The organism is Martelella sp. FLE1502, assembly GCF_053484255.1.
This window is the reverse complement of sequence record NZ_JBAKFQ010000001.1, coordinates 109238-134149: the sequence shown is the minus strand read 5'-3', so window position 1 is coordinate 134149 and position 24912 is coordinate 109238. Positions and strand designations below refer to the sequence as shown.

Here is a 24912-nt window from a genome sequence, read left to right as displayed (position 1 = left end):
GTGACGCATTCCGCGTGACGGAATCGTGCGTCACAAACGGATAGGTAAGGCCAAAAGCGAATTTGTCCAGGCGGGTCTCTCAGGGCTTGCCGCCAGCCAGCACGTAGCGCGAAAAGGCCAGCGCCTCTCGTGCGTCCTGATCCATCCGCGCCTCGTCTGCCCCATCGCTCAGATCACGCCAGACGCGGATATCGTTCCCGATGCCGCCGCCGGTCTTGACGAAGGGCTCCATCACCACCGCGCCCTGATAGTCGATCTCGCGGAGCGCCGCGCCGATCTCGTGCCAGGGAAGGCGGCCCTTGCCGGGCACCCGCCGGTCGCTCTCGCCGGTGTGAAAATGGCCGAGCAAGGGACCTGCGGTGCGGATCGCCGCGCTGAAACTGTCTTCCTCGATATTCATATGGAATGTGTCGAGCATCACCTTGACGTTGCTCTTGCCGACATCGCGCACAAAGGCGACGCCTTCCTCCGCGGTGTTGATGACATGGTTTTCGAAGCGGTTCAGAACTTCGATGCAAAGGTCGATCCCGAGATTGGCGGCAAAATCGGCAAGGCTTGAAATCCCCTCCACGCCGCGGGCCCGGTCGCCCTCCTTGTCAACGGGTTTGGTATAGTCGACCGGCCAATAGGAATGAAGCGCGCCGCCAATGATGTGGACATCGAGCTTGGCGATGTTCACCAGCGTTTCCTCGAAGAAGGCGCGCCCGGCCTTTCGCACGGCGGCGTCCGGCGAGGACAGGTTGCGCTCCTGCGACGGACCGAGCCCGGATGTCACCGTGATGTTGTTGTCGCGGGCCGCCCGCGCGATTTCATCGATATGGGCCGGGCTGAAGCTGTTCAGGTGGTGGGCGGCGATCTCGATCACGTCGAAGCCGAGCTTTGCGACCTTCTCGACATGGCGCAGGCAGTCCGCGCTCCACTCCTGCTCCCAGTAGGAATAGTAAATCCCGAATTTCATGTCGTTCTCCCTGAGCCGACGCAGTTCGCTCTGTTTTTCTTTCAGTTCACATCAACCGGCTTGGAGCGCATGCGGCGCGCCGTTTCGCGCTCGGCGCGCTTGCAACGCATGGGCGGCAGGTCGCGGTCCATCAGCGCCATGTCCTCCAGAACCATGTCGCCCATCTGCTTGAAGGCGATATCCATGGCGCCGGCGCGGTGGGCGGAGCGCAACAGGCCCGTGGCCGTGCGAGCAGGGTGGTCAAGCGCCAGCGGTTCATCCGGAAACACGTCGCTTGCCGCAACGATATGACCGGAGCCGACCGCTTCGAGAAGCGCATCGAAATCGACGACATCGGCGCGTGACATCAGAATAAAGGCTGCGCCCTTGCGCATGGCGGCAAATTCTTCGCGCCCCAGGAAGCCGCGGTTTTCCGTGGTGACGGCGGCCATCACGAAGACAAAATCGGATTGGGTCAGTACATCATTGAGCGAGGCGGGCTTTACGCCGTGATCGCGCAGAATGGATGGCGGCAGCCAGGGATCAAAAACCTTGATATTGCATCGGAAGCCGGTCAGCAGGCGGTTGAGCGCGCGGCCGAGGTCGCCGAAGCCGATAATGCCGACATCGGCATTGGTAAGAAGGCGTGCCGAGCCGTTGCCTTCGCCGCCCCATTTTTCGGTTCCGTTGCGGAAGGCAAGATCGGCGTCGGTGATGCCGCGGGCGAGATCGATCGCTAGGCCAAGGCCGATTTCCGCAACCGGCACGGCGAATACGGCGCCGGTGGTGATGACGTGGATGCCGCGCGAAAAGACCTCCTCATAGGGCATGTTGTCGAGCAGATTCGATTCGACATTGATGACCGCGCGCAAGGATTTCAACTTCGCAAGCGTTTCGGAGGAAATCGGCGGTTGGCCGAGGATGTAGCGGGCTTCGGACAGCACGGTTTCATCCAGGTTTGCCACCTTGTCTTCCGTGGTCTCGACAAGCGTGTAGCGCTCCTCCAGAAGGCGTCGCTTTTCGGCGGTGAAGATCAGGTCGAGGCTGCGCGGCTCGGGGGCGCAGATCACGAGCGGCTTGTTGTTCATGGGCATGGGCAATCCTCCTGTCAAAAAAAATAAACCGATTTACTTTTAAAGTAAACTGATTTACTTTTTTGAGAACGACATTTTAACGGCTTCGAAAATCGCGCGAGACGCATGTCCAGAAAGAACGAAAACCGCCGGCCCACGATCCATGATGTCGCTGCCAGAGCTTCGGTCTCGGCGGCGACGGCGTCGAAGGTTGTGCGCGGCGTTGCGGGCGTGAAGAAGATGAATGTCGAGCGCGTGCGCGCCGCGATGGTCGAACTGAATTATCGCATGGACCCGATCGCGTCCGGGCTGCGCAATGAGCGCCGCCGGATCATCGGCGCGATCGTGCCCGATCTCGAAAGCGCCTTCTTCGGCGCGCTCCTGACCGAGCTTGAAAAGCTTGCGGAGGAGGCGGGGTATCATCTGATCGTTTCCTCCGCGCGCGGCAGCGAGGTGCGCGAAGCCGATCTGGTGTCACGAATGAATGACTGGCGGGTGATGGGGACGATCCTTGTGCCGGTTCGCTCGGAAAGGGGGCTCGGGGCGGAGAAGCTCAGAGAACTCGATATGCTTGCGGTGTTGGTTGACCGCGTCAATGTCGATGACCGTTACGACACGGTCACGGCCGACAATAGTGCCGCGTCTGCCTCGGTCGCCGATCTGCTTCTGGGGCAGAACCATCGTCGCATTCTGATCCACGGGGCAACGCGCATCTCGAAATCGATCCGCCTGCGCATGGAAGGCTTCATGGCTCGCGTTCGGGAGATCGACGACACGGTGCGGATCGATACCCTGCTTTCCGATGAGACGTTGGACATCCAGCGGCAGGCGATACGCGACTATTTCGATGAAGCGGCAGACGAGCATCCGACGGCGGTTTTCTCGCTGTCGCAGCATTCCACGCTGCTGGTGCTGTCGGAGCTGCGCCGCCGCAATCTGCGCATCCCGAAGGATGTCGCTCTTGTCGGTTTCGACGATACGGACTGGATGCAGACGACGTGGCCGAGCATTACGGCGGTCGCGCAGCCTGTGGAGGCAATGGCGCAGAAGGCGCTGAACGTATTGCTGGCGCGAGCCGGCGATGAGGTGACGGGGCCGCCGGAACACCATCTGGAGCCCTGTCAGTTGTTCGGTCGACAATCGACCGAACGGGAGGTGGACTGAAGGCGGCAGGAGACGCCGGTCTGCTAAATTTCAATCGGAGGAGAAAACAATGATCAAGGTAACCACCAAGGGCAAGCTGGGCATTGCCGCGCTGATGCTGCTTGCATCGACCGCGCCGGCCATGGCCGATGACGAGTATGGCGTGCTGATGAAGACACTCGCCAACCCGTTCTGGGGCGCGATGGCCGAAGGCGTCAAGGCAGGCGCGGATGCCGCCGGCGTAAAATACTATCTGCAGGCCGTGGAAAACGATCAGGCCGCCGAGAGCCAGTTGAACGTCTGCAACACCATGCTGGAGCGCCAGCCGGTGGCGATGATCACCGCGGCGATCAATTCGACAAACCTTCTGCCCTGCCTGAAGACCGCGCAGGAACGCGGCATTGAGATCGTCGATCTCGACGGCAATCTCGATCCGGCCATTCTCGAGGCCGAAGGCATCGATATCACATTCTCCATCGGTTCCGATAACGTGAAGGCCGGCGCGCAGGGCGCTGAATATATGGCGAAAATGCTTGGCGCCGATGCCAAGGGGCCGGTTCTGGTGATCGAAGGCCTGTCCGGCAACATTACCGGAGAGAAGCGCACCACCGGCTTTGCCGACCGTCTGGCCGAACTGGCGCCGGGCCTTGAAATCGTCGCCTCTCTGCCGGGCGACTGGGATCGCGGCAAGGCGGCCAACATCACCAACGATATCCTGACCCGCAATCCGGACCTGAAGGGCATTTTCGCCGCCAATGACGGCATGGCGCTCGGGGCTGTCGAAAGCGTGTTCGCGGCCGGCAAGGGCGGCGATGTCGTCATCATCGGCGTCGACGGCAATTCCGATGCCGTCAAGTCGATCAAGGACGGGCGTCTGACGGCCTCCGTGGCACAGCTGCCCTATCTGGTCGGCATGGAAGCGGTCGAAAATGCCAAGAAGGTCGCCGATGGCGGCACGGTCGACAAGCAGATCAACGTGCAGACCCTTGTTCTGACCAAGGACATTCTCGACGCCGGCACCGATCCGGTCCTCGAATACGTGAAGTAGCCTCTGGTGCGGGGCCGGCGGCCACTGTGCCGCCGGCCCTGCCTTCTTGCTCGACAGACGTATTCCGGCGTTCGCGCTCCACGAAGCTGTGCCTTCCGAGAGATCAAGATGACCTATTCTCATACCAAATCCACCCATCCCGAGCCGGGCCTCTGGGGCCGGCTTCAGGCTGGATCGATCGAGCGATTGCACATAAGGCTCGAAAGCCTGCTCGTGCTGCTGATCCTGTGCGTGGCGATGACCATCCTGTCGCCCTATTTCCTGTCCGTCAGCAACATGATGAATATCCTGCTGGCGACCTCGACCATCGGCGTGCTGGCGATCGCGGCGACCTATGTGCTCAGTTCCGGCGGCCTTGATCTTTCGATCGGCTCGGTGATGGGGCTTTCCGGCGTCGTCGGCGCTGCCTTCGCGGTCAATCTTGGCATGCCAACGCCCGTGGCGGTTCTTGCCACGCTGGCCGCCGGCACGCTGGCGGGCCTCGTCAACGGCCTCGTCATCACCCGCGCTTTCGTTCCGGCTTTCATCGTCACGCTCGGCATGCTCGGCATTGCGCGCGGCCTGGCGCTGGTGATTTCCGACGGGCGGGTGATCTACGGCCTGCCCAATGCGATGGTCTATATCGGACAGGGACGCCCACTCGGCATTCCCATGCCGGTTATCATCTTCCTGGCGACGGCCCTCATCACGCATCTGGTTCTGGCCTATACAAGGTTCGGGCGCCATACGCTCGCGATCGGCGACAGCGAGAATGCCGCCCGCACCGCCGGCATCAATGTTCGCCGTCACCGGCTGGTGCTCTATATGCTGTCCGGCGGTCTCGCGGGTCTGGCCGGTCTGCTCTATTCCACACGCATCAATTCCGGCGATCCGACCGCGGGTATCGCCTATGAACTAACGGCGATCACGGCCGCGATCATCGGCGGAACCAACCTTTTCGGCGGCCGCGGCTCCATCCTTGGCACCATGGTCGGCGCGCTGATCATGGGTGTTCTGCAGAACGGACTGAACCTTCTCGCCGTCCAAAGCTACTACCAGCAGATGGCCATCGGCAGCGTTCTGATCCTGGCCGTTTTCATCGACCAGTGGCAGCTCAGAAAGGAGAGCCGGGTATGACCCTCCTGAAAATCGAAGGCGTGACCAAGAGTTTCGGCGCCGTCTCCGTTCTGCACGGCGTGAACCTGACGGTTGGGGCCGGCGAGGCGATCGGGCTGGTCGGCGACAATGGCGCGGGTAAATCGACACTTATGAAAATCGTCACCGGCATCTACCAGGCCGATGACGGTGCGGTTATCATGGATGGCGAGGACATGTCGCCCTATTCGCCGGGCGAACGGCGGACCAAGGGCATCGAGATGATCTATCAGGATCTCGCGCTCGCCCGCCAGCAGGATGTCGCCGCCAATATCTTTCTCGGCCGCGAGCCGACCCGTAACATTCTCGGCATGAAGTTTGTCGACGGCAAAAAGATGCGCCATGAGGCGCAGGCGATGATCGACCGGCTAGGCGCGAAGCTGCCGGCGATCAACCGCCCGGTCGGTTCGTTTTCCGGCGGCCAGCAGCAATCGGTCGCGATTGCCCGCGCGCTGACCTTCAATCCGCGCATCGTGATCATGGACGAACCGACGGCAGCACTTGCCGTGCGGGAAGTTCAGGGCGTGCTCGACCTGATCCGGCAGCTCAAATCTGAAGGCATCGGCGTCATCCTGATTTCCCACCGGCTCAACGACGTGCTGTCGGTGACCGACAGGATCGTAGTATTGCACCAGGGCTACGCCGCCGCCAATCTGAAGACCAAGGAAACCGACATGACGGAAGTCGTCTCAGCCATTGTCGGCGGCGGCGATGTCGCCGAGGCCGCCGCGCATGAGCTTTCAGCCGGGAACCACCGCGTGCGCTAAGTTGTCTCGTGGTGGTTTGCGCCGCGAACAGGGAATGCCTATCGCGAGCCGGGATTGTCCGGGTCGAAATCGAAGCGGTCCGGCACGGCGAGGCCGTTTTCGAGGTGCTTTTCGATGGCGCGCAGCGATACGCCGTCGCGATAGAGCCAGGGGTCGCGGGTCTCGCGCTGCCAGGCTTCTGTCGCGGCGCGCATTTCAAGCAGGCGATCCAGATGGGCAGGGTCTTCGGCCAGGTTGTTCACCTCGTATGGGTCCGCCTCTAGGTCGTAGAGCTCCTCCGGCGGACGGCGGACATAGTCTTTGACCGACCGCCTGCCGATCATCGCCGGGTTTTGATTGCGGACCCCCTCCCATGTCAGCGAACCGTAGAGATCGCCCGAGAAGGGGAAATCGAGCTGCCAGGCGACATTGCGGTGGTATTTGTAGCGTGTGGTGCGCATGAAGCGCGTCGGCCAGTAATTGGTGATTTCGTGGAAGGTGTGCGAGCCGAACACCGCCTGCCAGTCGTCCTCAAGCGTTTCTGATTCGAGGATAGGGAGCAGTGAGCGGCCCCTGCGTTGGCCGGGCGGCGGCGCGTGACCCGCCCAGTCGAGAAAGGTCGGCAGGATATCGGTGAAGGACACCAGATTGGGGTTGGCGACGCCACCGCGTCCGCCCGGCTTGCGGATGATCAGCGGCAGGTGCACGCCGGCATCGTAGAGTGTGGTCTTGGAATTGAGGAAGGGCGAGCCGTTGTCGGAGAGGAAGACGATGAGCGTGTCATCGGCAAGGCCGGTTTTTTCCAACTCGTCGAGAACCATGCCGACGCCCTGATCGAGCCTATTTATCGAGCGGCAATAATCGGCGAGCTCCTGGCGTACCTCCGGCAGGTCGGTCAGGAAAGGCGGGACGGCGACGTCTTCCGGCGCAAAGACGCGATCCTCGACGCCGGGATAGGCGCGGTCATTGCCGAACCCGCCGCGGGTCTCATCGCGATGCGGATCGATGAAGCCGATGGTGAGGAAGAAGGATTTTTGCTCGGCTTTCGCGCCCCGGAAAAAGACGGAGGCGCGGTCGGCCACCCAGCGTACATCGCGTTCCCAGCTCTCCTCACGCACCTGCCAAGGATAGACGGCATCCGGCCCGACATGGATCTTGCCGATGATCCCGGTCTTCATGCCAGCCGCGTTCAGAAGCCCCGGCGCGGTTTCCACATGATCGAAGGTCATGAAGTGATGATGGTCGTGATTGAGGCCGTATTGCCCGGTCTCGTGGGTGTGGAGGCCGGTATAGATTACAGAGCGGCTGGCCGAGCATGAAGCGGTCGAGGTGAACGCCATGTCGAAGCGCGTGCCGGCCTCGGCAAGCCGGTCGATATTGGGCGTCGCGATCGCGGTCTCACCATAGCACCCCGTCATCCGGCCGAGATCGTCGGCGATCAGGAGGAGGATATTGCGCATGAGACATCGCTCCGTTCGATCGCAGCGCTGCTGCGGGGAAATTCGCTGATCACGGCGGAGGCGACATCGATGCCGCGCCTCAGCGCCGCGCGCTCGGGGGCACCTTCCGCGATGGCGCTCAGATACCCGGCGTTAAAGGCATCTCCGGCGCCCACCGTGTCGATCACATCAAGGGCGCGGGCGTGTTCGATGATATAGTTGCGGTGCCGGTAGCAGGCGGCGCCTTCAGGGCCGCGCTTGACCACCAGCGCGGCATCGGGGCGCATATGGGGGCCGAGCGCCCGGCAGGCGGCATGGACGGCGTTTTCGCCGGAAAGGCCGAGCGCTTCCTTGTCGTTCAGCAGGATATGGTCGGCAAGGCCGATCCATGCGCGGGCGTTGGCGATGGCGGCATCGGTCCAGCCATCGCCCGGCCAGCCGGGATCGATGGCGATGGTTGCGCCGCGCGCTCTCAGCTGCCCCAGAAAGGATGTGTGCTCCGCCATCAGGCCGGGCAGGGCGAAGCCGCCGGAGACCAGCGCGATCGCGTCTGCAAGCGGCCAGTCTTCCAGCGCTGCGGAGAAGAAGGCCGCATCGAGCCCGTCGAGATGGCCGTTGGTGGAAAAGAAACTGCGCTCGCCGCCTTTCTGCAATATGCCGACGGACATCGAGGTCGGACCGGGCCGGGCGGCGATCCTGTCCAGCGCGCCGGCGAACTGGTAGGTGATCATCGCGCCCGCCGCATCGCCGCCGGTTGCCGAGGCCAAGCCGACGGGGTGGCCCAGCCGCTGGAGCACGAGTGCGGTATTGGCCGCCGATCCGCCGATGCGGAAATCCGAGCGTTCGAGAAACACCTCCGTTCCCCATTCCGGCCAGTCGGCGATGCTGCCGGTGACGAGGTCGAGATTGGCGTTGCCGATGACGCAGATCGGGCGCGGCGGTTCGGGTGGTCTGCTGTTCATGGCCGCTCCTGGATCGCCGCGCCGGCAGCGTCGAAGCGATGCAGCGCCGTCTCATCCGGCGTCACGAAGACCGTCTCTCCGGCTTGGAAATCCTGCGCGCCCGGCGCACGGACATTCAGCATGCCGGCATTCTCGGTTTCAACGTGAATGTAGGTATCACTTCCAAGTTCCTCCGAAAGCAGCACTTTCCCGCTCCAGCGGCCGTTTTCGCGCGAGATCGCAAGATGTTCCGGACGGATGCCGCAAGCCGCAGCGCCGAAACCGTCCGCAATCTCGCCCTCGATGACATTCATGCGCGGCGAGCCGATGAATTCCGCGACGAAGCGGCTGGCGGGTTTCATGTAGAGCTCCATCGGCGTGCCGACCTGTTCCACATGGCCTGCGTTCAAAACCACGATCCGGTCGGCAAGCGTCATCGCCTCGACCTGGTCATGGGTCACATAGATCATGGTGACGCCCTTCATGCGCTTGTGCAGCGCGGCGATCTCGATCCGGGTATCGACCCGGAGTGCCGCGTCGAGGTTCGACAGCGGCTCGTCGAACAGGAAGATGCGCGGCTGGCGGGTGATCGCCCGGCCGATGGCGACGCGCTGGCGCTGGCCGCCGGAAAGCTGGCGCGGCTTGCGGTCGAGATAGGGCGTGATCTGCAGCATCTCGGCCGCCTCGCGGATGCGCTTGTCGGCCTCCGCATTGTTCAGTTTCGCCTGTTCCAGACCGAAGGCCATGTTCTCGTAGACCGTCATGTGCGGATAAAGCGCATAGGACTGGAACACCATGGAGATGCCGCGCTTTGCCGGCAGCACATTGTTCACGCGCTCGCCATCGATCATCAGGTCGCCGCCGGAAATATCCTCAAGTCCGGCGATCAGGCGCAGCAGCGTGGACTTGCCGCAGCCCGATGGGCCGACGAAGACGATGAATTCACCCTTTTCGAAATTGAGGTCGATATCCTTCAACACCTCGACATGGCCGAAGGACTTGCAGATTTTCTTCAGTTCGATGGAGGCCATGAGATTATCCTTTCACGGCGCCGGCAGTGAGGCCGGAAACGATTTTGCGCTGGAAGACGAGAACGAGCGCGATCAGCGGCACGGTGACGATCACGGACGCCGCCATGATGTTGCCCCACGGCACCTCGAATTCGGACAAACCCGAGATCATCGCGATCGCCACCGGCACGGTGCGCTGGCTGTCGGTGGAGAGGAAGGTGAGGGCGAACAGGAATTCGTTCCAGGCGTGGATGAAGGCCAGAAGACCCGTCGTCACCATCGCCGGCCACATCAGCGGCAGGAAGATGCGGCGGATGATGGTGAAGGACGAGGCCCCGTCCATGATCGCCGCTTCCTCGATCTCGATCGGCATGTCGCGCATGAAGGTTGTCAGCACCCAGACCGTGAAGGGCAGGGTGAAGATCATGTAGGAGAACACCAGCGACCAGAGCGAATTGAACAGGCCGAAATTGCGGATCAGCTCGAACAGGCCGGAGAGCACCGCGATCTGCGGAAACATCGAAACCGACAGGATGGTGAACAGCAGCAGCCCGCGACCCCTGAAGCGGATGCGGCTCAAGGCAAAGGCCGCGGTGACGCCGAGAAACAGCGAGAAGATCACGACCACGGTGGCGACGAAGATCGAGTTGAAGATCTGGTGGCCGAAGACGCCGTCGGTCAGCATGTGCTGGTAGTTGTCGAAGGTGACCGCCTTCGGCAGATAATTGACCTCGAACAGCGCCTGGCCGTTTTCCAGCGAGGTCAGGATCGCGTAGTAGAACGGAAACAGCGCCTGGACGAGGATGACCAGAACAAGCGCGTAAAACGCGATGCGTTTGACGGGAGCGGGGATGGTCATCTGTCGCCTCCAAGGTTCATGCGGGTGGCGCGGATGAAGCCGATCGTCAGAAGCGCGATGATCAGGAACAGCAGAGTGGAGGCCGCCGAGCCATAGGCGAACTGGTCGAAATCGAACAGGTTTTCGCGCGCGAACACCGACATGGTGGCGGTGTTGGCATTGTTGGGGGTCAGCACATAGACGATGTCGAAGACGCGCAGCGCATCGAGCGAGCGGAACACGATCGCCACCAGCACGGCCGGCATGATCAGCGGCAGGGTGACCTTGCGGAACACGCGGACGGGATGAATGCCGTCGAGCTTCGCCGCCTCATACATGTCCTTCGGCACCATCTGCAGGCCGGCGAGGATCAGGAGCGCCATGAACGGCGTGGTCTTCCAGATGTCTACGATCAGCACGGCGAGAAGCGCGGTGTCGGGATTGGCCGTCCAGGCCACCGGCTCGGCGATGATGTGCAGTTTCATCAGGATATCGTTCAGGATGCCGAACTGGTCATGCATCATCCAGGCCCACATCTTGGCGGAAACGATGGTGGGGATTGCCCAGGGGATGAGCACGGCGGCGCGCACCAGCGCGCGGCCGGGGAACTGGGTATTCAGCACCAGCGCGATGATCATGCCGAAAATCGTTTCGAACAGCACCGAGAAGAAGGTGAAGCGCAGCGTGTTCCAGACGGCCCGCCACCAGTCGGGGTCGGCCAGCAGCCCGTAGAACTCGCCGGTGCCGTCGCCATAGTCGAGATATTCGAGATAGTTGCGGAAGCCGACCCATTGCGCTTCGCCCGGAAAATCGATCGAGGCATCGGTGAAGCCGAAATAGATCGTTCTGACCAGCGGATAGACCGCGACCACGGCCAGCACCGCCAGCATCGGCGCCAGGAACACCCAGGCCGAGACGACGCGCTGTTGCGACAGGGTCGATTTTTCGACCGGTTCTGCCATGTTCCGTTCCCTTCTTCTCTTGCGAAAAACGGCGCCGCGCCGGCTATGCGGGCGGCGCCGTCTTGTCTTACCAGCCGTTGCCGCGCAGGCGCTTCAGCTTGGCTTCCAGCTTGGCGAGGTTCTGCTCGGCGGTGCCATCGCCCGAAAGCGTATCATGCACGGCGGTCCAGAATTCCGAGGAGACCTCGTTATATTTGCGCTTGGTGGCGGCCGACGGACGCGGCAGTGCGTTCAGCACCACCGGCTTCCAGCGCGGGATGAAGGGCTGGGCCTCGGCTACTTCCGGGTCGTCGTAAACGGCCGTCACCGTCGGCGGACGCGAGGTTTCGATCGCGCGTTCCTTCTGGTTTTCGAAGTTGTTGAGGAACTTCACCAGTTCGATCGCCTCGTCCGGATTGGGCGAATATTTGGAAACGGCTAGGTGCCAGCCGCCGAGCGTCGCCGCCGAGCTGTCGCCTTCGCCGCCGACCGGCAGCGTGGTCACGTCGAACTTGCCCTTGACCGGGGAATCCTCGCCATCGGCCAGCGCATAGGCGTAGTTCCAGTTGCGCATGAACACGGCATTGCCCGACTGGAACACACCGCGCGCGTCCTCTTCCATGTAGTTCAGCACGCCCTGGGGCGCGATGGTGCCGACCCAGGACTTCGCCATGTTCAGCGCCTCGGCCGCTTCCGGATTGTTGATCGCGATCGAACCGTCAAGCTCGACGATCCGGCCGCCGCCATAGGAATAGATCCATTCCTGGCCGTTGCAGGTGAGCCCTTCATAGGGCGCGCCCTGGAACACGAAGCCCCACATGTCGTCATTCCCCTCGGCCCGCTCGCCATCCATGATGATCTTCGCGGACTCGGTCATCTGTTCCCAGGTTTCGGGCACCGGCCGGTCGTATTTTTCCAGAAGATCGCTGCGGTAGTAGAGCGCCGGCGCACCGAGGAACATCGGCAGCGCGACGAGCTTGCCGTCGACGGTCTGCGATTCGACGGCTGCCGGCACGAACTGGTCGATGATATCGGCGGTCGCCTCCGTCAGGTCGACGAAATGGCTGGCGAGCTGCGGCGCGCCGATGACGTCGATGCGGTAGACGTCGATATCCGGCGACTTGGCCGAAAGCCAGAGCTTGTACTGGCCGAACTGGTCGGTGGTCGATTCCGGCATCGACACGATATTGACGGTGTTGCCGGTCATCTCCTCATAGCGGTCGAGCTCCTTGCGCAGGACTTCGTTATCCTTGCCGATTGCGCCGTGGACGATGTTGAGTTCGACGGCGCCGGCCGAGACCGACATCAGCGCGCTTGCGGCGAGCAGAACGCCCGTGAATTTTCCAAGATGTTTCATTGCCTGTTCTCCCTCCGGCCTTTGTCAGGTCCGGTTTTCAAAAGTTCCCGCGTCTGAAAGCCGGTCCATCGGGGGCCGCTTTCCTGTTGTCTGGGCAATCCGGCGCGCAGCCGTATCGCGGCCTTGCCGTCATTGCCCGCATGGCCGGATTTTGAGATCCGGCGGTTTCGCCTGTTTCGTCTCATGCCTCCCTTCTGCAGAAAATCGGCGAGGTCCAGGCCATCTGCCCGGTCTTCTCGCGCAGTCGCACATAGATGTTTTCGCCGTCGGCCAATGCGCCGAGCGCGACCGCGCCATGCCATTGCCACTGGTGCGGCCGGGGCAGGGCGTGGAAACGATAGGCGGGGCTGTCGATCGGGCCGAGATTGCCCGAGAGCGCGCCCTCGAAGAGCTGGTCGAGCGGAACGTCGAGCTGCTTGCCCGAAAGCGTAGCCTTCAGCCGCGCCCCGGGCCTCGCCTTCAGCCGGAGGGCGAAGCCCTGTGTGGCGGAGGTCACATTGTTGGGGTTGGCCGCAGCCGTGACGGAAAACCGGACGTCGCCCTGTTCAAGGCACAGGCTAGGCAATCGCGCCGCCTCGTCCTCTCCTTCGAGCGGCGAGACGATCTCCGCGCCGCGGAACCTGGGCTCAAGGCCAAGAACCTCGCCGCTTTCGAGACGAAGTTCGCCAGCCCAGTCATGGCTTCTGCCACGCGCGCCCCAGCCGAGTTCAACAAACAGGATGGTCTCCGTTTCCGCTTCGCTCTCGATCGGGGCTGGGCTCAGCTCGGGCGAGATGCGCTCGAACAGTTCGCCGTTGCGGAAGATATCGATCGCGTCGATGAAGCCACCGCCGATGGCCTCGATCTCCAGCGCGGCGTCGGGCGAGGGCGCGGTGATGCCGCCCTGCACGACATCGCCGATTGCCGTCAGCAGATGAATATTGTTGCCGGTGAGCGCATTGGTGCGGCGCGCGCGCATGGCCGAAAAGATCGCGTCCCGGCTGTCATCCTCGGCATAGACCGCCATGCGGCCATGGCCGTAGGAGCCGGGGAATGCGGAATGATGATCGGTATTGCCGACCACGCCGAAGACCGCGCCGCGCTTCAGCCCCGCGCGCATGGTCGACGTACCGTTCACTGGCCCCATGGAATGCAGGTAGGAGCGCTCGGATTCGGACTCTTCTGCGCAACCATGCATCGAGAACATCTCGACGAAGGGCGAGAGTTCGGGATCGAACGTATCCCAGTTGATGCCGCGCGCGCCCTGGCGGTAGCCAATATGGTGCGGGAAGGCGAGGGCGTTGTCGCCCTTTGCGTTTCGAAGCGCCTGCTTCAGTTCGGCCGGGCTGTCGGCAAGTTCCGGTTCGGCTACAGCGAGGTCGCCATAGACGATCGTGTAGTCGCCATGTTCCGAGGAGTGAATCTCGTAGCCGGGAAAAACGGCGAAGCGGCCGGGATTCTCGAAGGCTTTCAGCACTTCGAAATGGTCCTTCCAGTTGGCCTTCAGCTTTGCAAAACCCTTGACGTGGAAATCGACGATATGGGCGACCTCCGGCACGTCGACCGGCATGTCGGGCCATGCCGCATGGCCAGTAATGGAAACGAAATCGAGCTGCAGCGCGGCCCGCGCCAGCGCATCCTCAAGCCGGCCATGGCCATAGGACAGCGCGCAGTGATTGTGGATGTCGCCGAACAGCGGCTGAAGGCCGAGCCGGTTGGCAAGCGGGGTCAGGCGTTCGGGAAAACGGCGCGTCATTTCGTAAATTCCTGGGTTTCCGGATCGACGGGCATGCCGCCATTCTTCATGGATTTCTGCGCCGCCAGAACGATCCTGAGCGAGCCAACGCCGTCATCGATGCCAACGGGCGGGTTCTCCCCATCCATGAAGCGGCTGAGCGTGCGCACGAGCTCTAGATCGGCGCCGAAATGGGTCGAGCTGCGGTCCGGGCTGGTGAAGCCGAGCGTGCCGTGCTTGCGGCCGTAATCCTCGACGATATCGATTTCGCCGGAATGACGTTCCATCCTTATGCGGCCGGAGGAACCGACGATTTCCAGCGTTTCCTGATCCTCGGCCCAGGGGCCGAATATGGCGAAGAACAGACAGGCCGAAACGCCGTTCTCATAACGGATGGTGACGATTGCGTGGTCATCGATATCCGCGCCCGGCCGATAGACGCAGGTGTCGTTGCGGTCGACCGGCAAAGCTGCCTCGCCCCAGCTCGGGTTGGCGATGGCACCGGCGCCCTCGAAGCGGTCCACCAGGGTTTCGTGCCGGCGATAGGGACAGTCGCGGTCGCAGAGCGAACAGCGCTCCGGCGCATTCGGATCGGGCGGGAAAACATTGCTGCGGCCGCCGATCGCGGTGACGGAGACCGGCGTGGATGCGGCGACCCAGTTCAGAACATCGAAATGGTGTGAGCACTTGTCGTTGAGCGCGCCGCCCGACAGCGCCTGCTTGCGGTGCCAGAGCTGCAGATAGCGCGTATAAGGAATGACCGAGCGCAGCAGGATCATCTGCGGATCGCCGATGCGGCCGGAATGGGCAAGCTTCACCGTCTCGACCCAGGGCTTTTCGTAGCGCCGGGTGAACGCCATCAGCACTGGCTGACCGGAGCGCCTTTCCGCCGCCTGAATGGCCTCGGCGTCATCGAGCGTCACCGAGATCGGCTTGTCGAGATAAACACGCTTGCCGGCCGCAATCGCCGCCTCGACCGGCGCGCGGTGGGCATTGGTATGGGTGGTGACGATCACAAGGTCGACGGACGGATCCTCGACGGCGGCCTCAAGGCTCTCGAATATCCGCACGGCATGGCGGATGCCCGCCTTGCCGTAGAGCCCGTTCAGATGATCGGCGGCATAGCCGGCGCGGTCTTCCAGCCGATCGAAAACGCCGATGATGCGAAAGCCGGTCTCCGCCGCGATTTCGGCCATGCGCGAGCCGACATAATAGATGCCGCGTTCGCCGGCGCCGATAATGGCGACGCCCGTGGTTTTCTGCTGGACCGGCTCCTGGAGCATGCAATGCCTCTGAACTTGTTCTTGTTGTCGGCATCGGATGCTATTTGAGTATATATATGTGTACAATAATTGATGTACTCAATCGGTGTGGAGATCGATCACCGATCCATGGCGGACGCAGGAAATGGGGAGATAATGGGTTTGCGGCTCGTCCGCCCTGTCGGCGATCCGTTCACGGATGATCCGCTCGAACACCGCAAGCTTCTCGTCATGGCTGTTGCCGACCACATCGAACCGGCCGAGATGCTCCGACTGAAAGTCCGTGCTGCCGAGCATGATGACGCTGAGATCACGACCCGCCTCGAGGCCGAGCCTGGCGAGCGCGCGTTCCAGAATGAAACCTTCCACGACGCCCCAGGCGATCAGCGCCGTGAACGGAAGCCGGCCCTCGGCATCGGCATGCCGACCGATGGCCGCGGCGATGTCATCGATCTGGTAGCTGCCGGGCAGTGCGTTCAGCTCGATCAGAAAGCGCTGATCCGGATCGGGCAGAAAGCTGCCGAGCAGGTGGAATTCGCGGCGCGCCATCGCGATCTGGCGGGCATGATGGGCCGATGTCAGAAAGGCGATCTTGTCGTGGCCGCTTTCCCTGAATGTGCGGAAGGCGATCGACAACGCCTCGCGCCAGTTCGTGCCGATGGCGTCGACATCGATGCCGGTGGCCGAAACCCCGTCGATGACGATATGGTCGGCCTGCCTGTGGAGCGCGGCCAGGAACGCGACGGTCAGGATCTCGAAATTCACCTGGATGAGGCAGGCCCGGAACCGCCCGATCCGCTCCAGCACATCGATCGCCTGGGCGTCGCTCGAAAAGCCGAGCTGCAACACCGAAAAACCGGCGGACTTTATCCGCGTAGCGACCTCCTGCAGCGTCACCCGCGCCAGCCTGCTGTCGGAATTGCGGTAGAGGATCAGGAGATCCGCGGCATAGCTGTCGGGCTCCTTTTGCTCGGCCTCACCGGCGACCACGATGCCCGCGCCGGGGCGGGCAATCAGTCGGCCGTCCTCGAGAAACGGCTTCAGCGCCGCCTCCACGGTGCGCTGCGCCGTTCCGAATTCGCGCATCAGATGGCGAACGGTTGGAAGCCTTTCGCCGGGCGATGCCTTGTCGATCCTGTCTTCCGTCCACCGACCGATCGCGGCGACAACCTGCTTGGTCTTGTTCTGCATCCGGGTATTATGAGTATAATTTATACCCAACGCAAGTCGCGAATGGAGTTTGGGCCTGCTTTCGACCGGGGCTATCCGAAAAAGCAAAATCGGGAGCGTCTTTTGCACTTTCGCGGCCGACGACTTTGGGCGAAGTCTTCGCTCTTGTCGAACCCGAATTACGGTGCCGGGAGCATTCGCACGGCGGATCGAACTGCGCCATGAAACCTGAATAAAGGCGCCGGAGAGCGACCTCCGTCGCGTTTTTTTCAGGAACGGAGTTCCATCAATATAGTACATATTTTCAGATGCTTGCCCGGAATTCGAGCATCTCTGTGCGCTTTGGTCCGTCTTCGCCGGCAATAAACCGGCTTGCAATGAGAACAAAAATAGAACATAAAAGGACTATAAGCAAAACGGAGGCAATCATGACCGATATTCTGCGCGACATCGCGGCTTTCTTCTCAGTCAGCCTGTTTCTGGCCAGCATGGCGTTGATCGTGAGCTCGCTATAGGTTTCTGTGCATTGCGAGACGAGCGATTGCACCGGCGTTGCTCGCCTGCCAAAATCGGGTGACGTATCTGATTTGGCGGCGATGAAGGAGTGATCTCGAGATGCAGGCTGAAGGCAAAGAGCAGGCGGTTCGTTTCGTGCATTTGCGCGTTCACTCGGCCTATTCGCTGCTCGAGGGCGCGCTGCCGCTGAAGACGGTGATGAAGCTCGCCGTGGCAGACAGGCAGCCTGCAATTGCGGTGACCGATACCAATAATCTCTTCTGCGCGCTGGAGTTTTCCCAGAAGGCCGTGGGCGAGGGGCTCCAGCCGATCATCGGCTGCCAGTTGTCGATCGACATGGAGGATGGCGGCGACGGCGAGCGCCGCAGCGGCGGGCATCTGCCGCCGAAGAAACCTTCGATCGTGTTGCTCGCTGCCGATCCGACCGGCTATGCCAATCTCATGCATCTTGTCAGCGAGGCCTATCTCGGCGGTGAGGGGCATGACAGCATATATATAACGAAGTCATGGCTCAGCGCGCATTCGGACGGTTTGATCGCGCTCACCGGAGGGCGGACCGGGCCGATCGACGAGGCCGTTATCTCCGGATTCGAGGCGAAGGCCGCCGAAAGGCTCGCATTCCTGAAATCCGCTTTCGGTGATCGGCTCTATGTCGAAGTTCAGCGGCACGGCAACTTCGACGTCCAGCACGAGCGTCGGGTCATCGCTCTCGCCTATGAGCTCGATCTGCCGCTGGTTGCGACCAACGAGGCGTTCTTCCCGACCCGCGATGATTTCGAGGCGCATGACGCGCTGATGGCGGTGGCGCACAACGCCATTGTTTCCGACGATCGCCGATTCAGACTGACGCCGGATCACTATCTGAAGTCGCAGGATGAAATGGCGGAGCTGTTTGCCGATCTGCCCGAGGCGATCGAAAATACCGTGGAGATCGCGCGCCGATGCAGCTTCGTGCTCGACACCCGCATGCCGATCCTGCCGCGCTTCACCGGCGCCTCAGATGATCCCGAAGAGGCGGAGCGGGCGGAAGCTGCGGAGCTGCGTCGGCAGGCGCGCCAGGGGCTGGAGGCGAGGCTTGCCCATGTGGGCCTGAGCCCGGGCCACACGCGCGAGGATTATTTCGAGCGGCTCGACTATGAACTCGGCGTGATCGAAGGCATGAAGTTTCCGGGCTACTTCCTGATCGTTGCCGACTTCATCAAATGGTCGAAGGAGCGCGATATACCGGTCGGGCCCGGCCGCGGCTCCGGCGCGGGCTCGCTGGTCGCCTACGCCCTGACGATCACGGATGTGGATCCCCTGCGTTTCTCGCTGCTGTTCGAACGCTTCCTCAATCCCGAACGCGTGTCGATGCCGGACTTCGATATCGACTTCTGCCAGGACCGGCGTGAGGAAGTCATCCGCTACGTGCAGGAGAAATACGGCCGCGCGCAGGTTGCCCAGATCATCACCTTCGGATCGCTGCAGGCCCGCGCGGCGCTGCGCGATGTCGGCCGGGTGCTCGAGATGCCCTATGGCCAGGTCGACCGCATTTCCAAGCTCGTTCCCAATAATCCCGCCAACCCCGTGACGCTCGCTCAGGCGATCGAGGACGAACCCAAATTCCAGGAGGCCGCGGAAGAGGAGCCGATCGTCGGGCGGTTGCTGGCGATCGCCCAGAAGATCGAGGGGCTCTATCGCCACGCCTCGACCCATGCGGCGGGCATTGTTATCGGTGACCGATCGTTGTCGCAGCTGGTGCCGATGTATCGCGATCCGCGCTCCGACATGCCGGTTACCCAGTTCAATATGAAATGGGTGGAGCAGGCCGGCCTTGTGAAGTTCGACTTTCTGGGGCTGAAGACGCTGACGGTGTTGAAGACCGCAGTCGACTTCATTGCTCGCCGCGGTATCACGGTCGATCTTTCGCTCGTCCCGTTGGATGATGCCGAATCCTACGAAATGCTGGCGCGCGGCGAGACGGTCGGCGTGTTCCAGGTGGAAAGCGCGGGCATGCGCAAGGCGCTGATCGGTATGCGACCCGACCGCATCGAGGATCTGATCGCGCTGGTGGCGCTCTATCGTCCGGGCCCGATGGAAAACATCCCGGTCTATAATGCCCGCAAGCACAATGAGGAGGAGATCGAGTCGATCCATCCGCTGATCGACCCGCTGCTGGCCGAGACCCAGGGCGTGATCATCTATCAGGAACAGGTGATGCAGGTGGCGCAGGTGCTGGCGGGCTATTCGCTCGGCGAAGCGGACCTTCTGCGCCGCGCCATGGGCAAGAAGATCAAGGAGCAGATGGACAAGCAGCGGGTTCGCTTTGTCGATGGCGCGGTGGAAAAGGGCGTCAAGAAGCAGCGGGCCAACGAGATTTTCGATCTGCTTGCGAAGTTCGCCAATTACGGCTTCAACAAGTCCCACGCCGCCGCCTATGCGATCGTGTCCTATCACACAGCGTTCCTGAAAGCGCATTATCCGGTCGAGTTTCTTGCAGCGTCGATGACGCTTGATATGGCCAATACCGAAAAGCTGAACGATTTTCGCCATGATGCAAAGCGCCTCGGCATCGAGGTTGTCGCCCCCTCGGTGCAGACCAGTTACCGGCATTTCGAGCCGGGCGAAGGGCGGATCTTCTATGCGCTCGCGGCGATCAAGGGCGTGGGCGAGGCAGCGGTCGACCATATTGTTGCGGTCAGAGGGGACCGGGCGTTCGATAGCCTCGAGGATTTCGCGCGGCGGATCGATCCGAAACTCGTCAACCGCAGGGTGCTCGAAAGCCTGATCTGCGCGGGCGCCTTTGATTGCTTCGGCAAGGATCGCGCCGCACTTCTGGCCGGGCTCGATCGCATCATCGGCCTGGCGCAGCGCAGCCAGGATGACAAGACCAGCGGTCAGGCGGACATTTTCGGCAGCGCCGGTGACCTGCCGCAGATCACGCTGCCGGATTATACCCCGATGCCGGATTCGGAGCGGCTGATGCGGGAATTCCAGATGCTGGGTTTTTACCAGACCGCGCATCCGCTTGACGCCTATGCCGATATATTGTCGCGCATGCGGGTCCAGAGCTTCGCCGACTTCTCGCTTTCGGTGAAGAATGGCGCCGGCCGCGGACGCCTGGCCGGCACGGTGGTGGCCAAGCAGGAGCGCAAGACCCGCACGGGCAACCGTATGGGCATCATCACGCTTTCCGATGCGACCGGCCAGTTCGAGGCGGTGCTGTTCTCCGAGATGCTTTATCAATACCGCGACCTTCTGGAACCGGGAACCTCCGTTGTCATCACCGTGGCGGCCGATGTCCGTCCCGAAGGGATCGGCATGCGGATACAGACGGTCCAGTCGCTGGAGGAAGAGGCGGTGCGCCAGCAAAGCGCGATGCGCGTCTATCTGCGTGATGATTCGCCTCTGGCGTCGCTTTCCAGGCATCTGAACACCAGCGGAGACGGAATCGTGTCCTTCGTGGTCATCCAGAACGAGGGGCTGCGCGAGGTGGAGGTCGAGCTTCCGGGCAAGTACAGGCTCTCCCCGGAAGTGGCGTCAGCCATGCGCGCGGTGTCGGGTGTGGTCGACGTCGAGCTCGTTTAGCCTCGTCGGAGCAGAGAGTAGGTCCGATTCGCTTTTGCGGCGGTGGAATGCAGGTCTCCGCTTCGTTCTTTTGCGGATATTGTGCGGGTTTTCACGTTGAGCTGGTGGGATATGCGCCGTCTTTATTGCGTTCGTACCGCCGTGGCTGGATGGAATCGCCCCGTTGGTGCTTGTTTTCTTTACCTTTTGTAAAGATTTGGCCGCCCCACAGCCCCAACTTGTTGCGTATCGGCAACAGCAAGCCGGTAAGGAAGCCTCGGCGGCGGCTATGCGGGCGATTGATGATTGCGATCGGACGGCGGTCTTGTATGTTCACACTCAGAAGCGAGGGTCTAGACAGCCCGATCTTCTTGAAACCCGGAATGGGGCAGGGAACGCTCAGGCGAAAAACCCATTCCGCTTTAAAACCTTTTGGAGGTCATTATGAACGTGAAGAGCCTTCTTCTCGGCTCCGCTGCAGCAGTCGCAGCAGCTTCCGGCGCCCAGGCGGCCGACCCGGTTGTGGTCATCGAGCCTGTAGCTGCCAACTATGTAGAAATCTGCGACGCCTTTGGTGCCGGCTACTTCTACATCCCGGGCACCGACACCTGCCTCGATATCGGCGGTTACGTCCGTTTCCAGATTGACGCTTCGCGTGGCGGCAATGTTGCTGATGCGTGGGACGTATTTACGCGCGGTCACATCGACATTTCCTCGAAGACCGAAACCGAGCTCGGCGTTCTTTCCGGCTTCATCTCGCTGAACGCCGACTACTACTCCGATAACGCCTCCACCGACGTTTATCTCGACGAGACCTACCTCTCGCTCGGTGGTTTCCAGGCTGGTTACTTCAACAGCTACTGGGATCAGGGCCTGCTCGGCGAAATCGACGATCTGAACGGCCAGACCAAGTTCAACTCGGTCCGTTACGTTTACACCGGCGAAGGCTTCGTGGGCGGCATCTCGCTCGACTTCCTCGAGCCCGATATGATCGGCCTGATGAATTCGGGTAACAACGTTCCGCATCTCGGCGTTTCGGGCCGTATCGGCTTCCAGGCCGGCGGCGTCGGCGCAAAGCTCGATGTCGGTTACGACACCTACAACGAAGAAGCCGCTTTCCGCGCCATGACTTCGCTGGCGCTCGGCCCGGGCGCTCTTGACCTCGGCGCTATCTACGCCACCGGTTGGAACGCTTATGCCGTGACCTACGGCGGCAACGACTTCCAGGACTTCTCGCTCGCTACCCCGACGGCCGTCCCTGGCGTTTACGCCGAATGGGCTCTGGCTGCTGGCTACAAGCTGAACGTATCCGACAACTTTGCGATGACGCCTGCTGTTCAGTGGACCTCGGCTAACATTCCGGGCGCTGACAATGAGGACTTCTGGTCCGCTGGTGTACTCTTCGACTACACCATCGTCGAAGGCCTGAGCGCAAAGCTGAACGTTCGTTACACCGACCTGCCTTCGCAGTACTACCAAGACGATCAGTACTGGGCCGGTTGGTTCCGTCTGCAGCGCGACTTCTAAGAAGACGCCTCCACAGATCAGGAAAGGCCCGGCCGTTTGGTCGGGCTTTTTCGTTTTGCGGCGCGGCTCAGTTTGCGATATTTCAAACGATCAGGCGCGTGCGATGCGTGCGATACGCATGGGTGCCTGAGCGGAGCGGGACTGTTGAAGTACGCGAAAGTTGATCCGGCCATGGCGCGCCGGTTTTCAGACTGGCTGTCCGTCTCTCGAAGAGACAACGCAGCGCTTGATTTAGGATCGGTTGGTGCGGACGGCGGGGGTCGAACCCGCATGACCATCCGGTCGAGGGATTTTAAGTCCCTTGCGTCTACCAGTTTCGCCACGCCCGCAGCAGGTTTTCCCGAACAAGGGAATGGCTCGACTTCCGCCTGGTGGCGTCGGAGAGGCGGCATCGACCTTTCCGGAAACGCCTTGGCGACGTTGAGCCGCAACCTGTGTCCGCTTCCCCAAACTCGGCGAAGCGGTGAGCGATGTGTAGTATGGCAAAGAGACTTCCGCAATAGAGCAAGGCGATTGTGCCGATGGTTCCACACGGGTTCGGGTGATGAAAGAACGAGTTCTGTTGAATGCGCGGTCGCGGCGCTTGGTCGAGAGCGGATGCACGACGAGGCGTTTGAGGCGAGAGCGGAGGCTTGACTGTATATCAGCATGTTAACGCTTTCCAATGAATCCGGTGACTGTGGCTGTTGTGTCACAGCAATTGTTTCAGTTCTCTCGTACAAACGATCTCGGCGTTAGCGTCTATTTCCCGCCACAAACACGCGGCATGTGAAAGGGAACAGAGCGCGCAGCAGTCCGCCGGACGTGTGATCGCGGTTTTATCCGACAAGATCTTTGCGCCCTCGACAACGTGGTGAAATCGTTTGATGATGAAGGCAATTCTGAGACAGACAGGCGTGTATGTGGTGGCGGCGGGCTTGTTCGTCATGGCCGGCGCGCCGGTATCGGCCTTTGATATCTCCAACGACATACCCAAGGATTCCGGGCGTTTCGATCTGTTCCGCTTCGGCTTCAAGGCCTACAAGAACGGCGACAAGCAAAAGGCGGTCGAAGCCTATCGCTATGCTGCCGAAAAGGGCCATACCGGCTCGCGCTGGGCGCTGGCGAACATGTATGCGTTCGGCGATGGCGTGCCGGAGAACGACTATGAGGCCTTCAAGGCCTATGCCGAGATCGTCAACCACGATGTCGAGCCCGGCTCGCCCGATACCGGATTTTATGTCAATGCGCTTCTCGCGCTTGCCGGCTATTACAAGTCCGGCATTCCGGATACGCCGGTGGAGAAGGACCTGGCGCAGGCACGCCAGCTTTATTTTCAGGCCGCTTCGGTCTTCGGCAATCCCGAGGCGCAGTTCCAACTCGCCCAGATGATCCTGAATGGCGAGGGCGGCGCGAAGAATGTGCGCCTCGCCAAGAAATGGCTGAACCTTGCCAGAAAGAACGGCAATATCAGTGCGATGGCCGTTTTCGGCGACCTGATTTTCAACGAAGGCCAGCCGGTGCTCGGTCTCGCCTATCTCACCATGGCGGCCGATCGTTGCCAGATCGGCGATTGCAGCTGGATTCGTGATCTGCAGGAAAAGTGCTTTTCCGTGGTGGACGAGAATGACCGCCGCGGCGCTATCGCGCTCGCGCACAATATGAGCACCGGTTCGCCCTGACGCGACCACGTCTGGATGTGCAGCGCAGCCTGCATCCAGGCCTCAAAGTTTCTAGGCCCAGGCGCAATCAAACTGGCAGATCACCGGCACATGGTCGGATGGTTTTTCCCAGCTTCGGACAGACTTGTCTATCGAGGTGGCCACCAGCCTGTCTGCGGCCTCGGCCGAGAGCAGCATATGGTCGATGCGGATGCCGTTGTTCTTCGGCCAGGCTCCGGCCTGATAATCCCAGAACGTATACTGACCGCCGGCCTCGTCGGCGCCGGCGACGGCATCGTAGAGCCCCAGACCGACCAGTTCTGAAAAGGCCTCTCTGGTCTGCGGCAGGAACAGGGCGTCGCCCGCCCACACGGCGGGGTCGTAGCAGTCGCAGGGGCGGGGAATGACATTGTAGTCGCCCGCCAGCACCAGCGGTTCTTCAAGGTCGAGCCGCTTTTGGGCAAGCGTTTTCAAACGCTCCATCCATGCAAGCTTGTAGGGATATTTCGGCGTGTCGACGGGGTTGCCGTTCGGCAGATAGATGGAGGCGACGCGGATCACCCCGCCCTTCACGCTGAAGACCCCCTCGATATAGCGCGACTGATCATCATCATGACCATCGGAAAAGCCGCGCTGGACGTCTTCCGGCGCTTTCTTCGACAGAAGTGCGACGCCGTTGAAGCCTTTCTGGCCGTGAGTCTCCACGTGATAGCCGAGGTCCTGAAAGGGGGCGGTCGGGAAATTTTCATCGACGGACTTGATCTCCTGCAGGCAGACAATGTCGGGCGATGCCATTTCCAGCCACCGGACCAGGTTTTCCTGCCGCGCCTTGATGCCGTTGATGTTCCAGGTGGCTATCTTCATGTCAAAATCCGTGTCCGCGACCGCATTGGGGAAACCGTTTCGCCCGTGCCAGGCTTTTGGAAAAGC

At 61.6% G+C, this 24912-nt stretch carries 20 protein-coding genes and 1 tRNA gene; 7 read left to right on the top strand and 14 right to left on the bottom strand.

All coding sequences use genetic code 11. The features are described 5' to 3' along the window. Nucleotides 1-79: 79 nt before the first annotated feature. Both V6767_RS00615 and V6767_RS00610 read right to left on the bottom strand, forming a co-directional pair. Nucleotides 80-958: a D-psicose 3-epimerase gene (locus V6767_RS00615; RefSeq protein ID WP_448471644.1), complete on the bottom strand. Its 879-nt coding sequence runs from the start codon at nucleotides 956-958 to the stop codon at nucleotides 80-82. A 41-nt stretch (nucleotides 959-999) separates the two neighbouring features. Continuing rightward, nucleotides 1000-2031, bottom strand: coding sequence for a hydroxyacid dehydrogenase (locus V6767_RS00610; RefSeq protein WP_448471643.1), 1032 nt, complete (start codon nucleotides 2029-2031; stop codon nucleotides 1000-1002). A gap of 105 nt (nucleotides 2032-2136) precedes the next feature. Between V6767_RS00610 and V6767_RS00605 the strand changes: the two genes are divergently transcribed. The 4 genes from V6767_RS00605 (at nucleotide 2137) to V6767_RS00590 (ending at nucleotide 6102) form a co-directional block, all read left to right on the top strand. Beyond that, nucleotides 2137-3174, top strand: a complete 1038-nt coding sequence (locus V6767_RS00605) for a LacI family DNA-binding transcriptional regulator (RefSeq protein WP_448471642.1) — start codon at nucleotides 2137-2139, stop codon at nucleotides 3172-3174. Between the two features lie 49 nt (nucleotides 3175-3223). Then, on the top strand, nucleotides 3224-4201 hold the full coding sequence (locus V6767_RS00600) for a sugar ABC transporter substrate-binding protein (protein ID WP_448471641.1): 978 nt from the start codon (nucleotides 3224-3226) through the stop codon (nucleotides 4199-4201). Between the two features lie 108 nt (nucleotides 4202-4309). Continuing rightward, nucleotides 4310-5317, top strand: coding sequence for an ABC transporter permease (locus V6767_RS00595; RefSeq protein WP_448471640.1), 1008 nt, complete (start codon nucleotides 4310-4312; stop codon nucleotides 5315-5317). Next, the gene (locus V6767_RS00590) at nucleotides 5314-6102 is read left to right on the top strand and encodes an ATP-binding cassette domain-containing protein (RefSeq protein ID WP_448471639.1); all 789 of its coding nucleotides are present in this window, start codon (nucleotides 5314-5316) and stop codon (nucleotides 6100-6102) included. Before V6767_RS00595 ends, V6767_RS00590 begins: the two co-directional genes overlap by 4 nt. 38 nt (nucleotides 6103-6140) lie before the next feature. Here the strand turns inward: V6767_RS00590 and V6767_RS00585 are convergent, their stop codons facing one another. From V6767_RS00585 to V6767_RS00540, 10 genes are all read right to left on the bottom strand, one after another. Beyond that, nucleotides 6141-7541 carry a sulfatase family protein gene (locus V6767_RS00585; RefSeq protein ID WP_448471638.1) on the bottom strand — a complete coding sequence of 467 codons (1401 nt, stop codon included), beginning with the start codon at nucleotides 7539-7541 and terminating at the stop codon, nucleotides 6141-6143. After that, nucleotides 7520-8482 (bottom strand): carbohydrate kinase family protein, encoded by a 963-nt coding sequence (locus tag V6767_RS00580; RefSeq protein ID WP_448471637.1) that lies wholly within the window; start codon nucleotides 8480-8482, stop codon nucleotides 7520-7522. Before V6767_RS00580 ends, V6767_RS00585 begins: the two co-directional genes overlap by 22 nt. Continuing rightward, entirely contained in the window at nucleotides 8479-9492 is a 1014-nt protein-coding gene (locus V6767_RS00575) for an ABC transporter ATP-binding protein (RefSeq protein WP_448471636.1), read from the bottom strand. The genes V6767_RS00580 and V6767_RS00575 overlap by 4 nt, the downstream gene beginning before the upstream one ends. Nucleotides 9493-9496: 4 nt before the next feature. Further along, nucleotides 9497-10330 (bottom strand): carbohydrate ABC transporter permease, encoded by an 834-nt coding sequence (locus tag V6767_RS00570; RefSeq protein WP_448428542.1) that lies wholly within the window; start codon nucleotides 10328-10330, stop codon nucleotides 9497-9499. Continuing rightward, a complete protein-coding gene (locus V6767_RS00565) occupies nucleotides 10327-11271 on the bottom strand; it encodes a carbohydrate ABC transporter permease (protein ID WP_448471635.1) in 945 nt (314 codons plus the stop codon). Before V6767_RS00565 ends, V6767_RS00570 begins: the two co-directional genes overlap by 4 nt. A 67-nt stretch (nucleotides 11272-11338) precedes the next feature. Beyond that, nucleotides 11339-12607, bottom strand: a complete 1269-nt coding sequence (locus tag V6767_RS00560; RefSeq protein WP_448471634.1) for an ABC transporter substrate-binding protein — start codon at nucleotides 12605-12607, stop codon at nucleotides 11339-11341. A 181-nt stretch (nucleotides 12608-12788) separates the two neighbouring features. Next, nucleotides 12789-14342: a hypothetical protein gene (locus V6767_RS00555; protein WP_448471633.1), complete on the bottom strand. Its 1554-nt coding sequence runs from the start codon at nucleotides 14340-14342 to the stop codon at nucleotides 12789-12791. Continuing rightward, nucleotides 14339-15604 carry a Gfo/Idh/MocA family protein gene (locus V6767_RS00550; RefSeq protein ID WP_448471632.1) on the bottom strand — a complete coding sequence of 422 codons (1266 nt, stop codon included), beginning with the start codon at nucleotides 15602-15604 and terminating at the stop codon, nucleotides 14339-14341. The genes V6767_RS00555 and V6767_RS00550 overlap by 4 nt, the downstream gene beginning before the upstream one ends. A gap of 78 nt (nucleotides 15605-15682) precedes the next feature. Next, a complete protein-coding gene (locus V6767_RS00545; RefSeq protein WP_448471631.1) occupies nucleotides 15683-16774 on the bottom strand; it encodes a GntR family transcriptional regulator in 1092 nt (363 codons plus the stop codon). A gap of 283 nt (nucleotides 16775-17057) precedes the next feature. Continuing rightward, entirely contained in the window at nucleotides 17058-17300 is a 243-nt protein-coding gene (locus tag V6767_RS00540) for a hypothetical protein (protein WP_448471630.1), read from the bottom strand. 68 nt (nucleotides 17301-17368) lie between these two features. On the opposite strand from V6767_RS00540, the gene dnaE reads away from it, so the two are divergent. Both dnaE and V6767_RS00530 read left to right on the top strand, forming a co-directional pair. Further along, nucleotides 17369-20836 (top strand): DNA polymerase III subunit alpha, encoded by a 3468-nt coding sequence (dnaE, locus tag V6767_RS00535; RefSeq protein WP_448471629.1) that lies wholly within the window; start codon nucleotides 17369-17371, stop codon nucleotides 20834-20836. A 423-nt stretch (nucleotides 20837-21259) separates the two neighbouring features. Then, on the top strand, nucleotides 21260-22342 hold the full coding sequence (locus V6767_RS00530; RefSeq protein WP_448471628.1) for a porin: 1083 nt from the start codon (nucleotides 21260-21262) through the stop codon (nucleotides 22340-22342). A gap of 242 nt (nucleotides 22343-22584) precedes the next feature. On the opposite strand, the gene V6767_RS00525 is transcribed toward V6767_RS00530, so the two are convergent. Continuing rightward, nucleotides 22585-22671: transfer RNA gene (locus tag V6767_RS00525), tRNA-Leu, on the bottom strand. Nucleotides 22672-23268: 597 nt separating this feature from the next. On the opposite strand from V6767_RS00525, the gene V6767_RS00520 reads away from it, so the two are divergent. Continuing rightward, on the top strand, nucleotides 23269-24003 hold the full coding sequence (locus tag V6767_RS00520; RefSeq protein WP_448471849.1) for a tetratricopeptide repeat protein: 735 nt from the start codon (nucleotides 23269-23271) through the stop codon (nucleotides 24001-24003). 51 nt (nucleotides 24004-24054) lie between these two features. On the opposite strand, the gene xth is transcribed toward V6767_RS00520, so the two are convergent. Next, nucleotides 24055-24846, bottom strand: coding sequence for an exodeoxyribonuclease III (xth, locus tag V6767_RS00515; RefSeq protein ID WP_448471627.1), 792 nt, complete (start codon nucleotides 24844-24846; stop codon nucleotides 24055-24057). Between the last annotated feature and the right edge of the window lie 66 nt (nucleotides 24847-24912).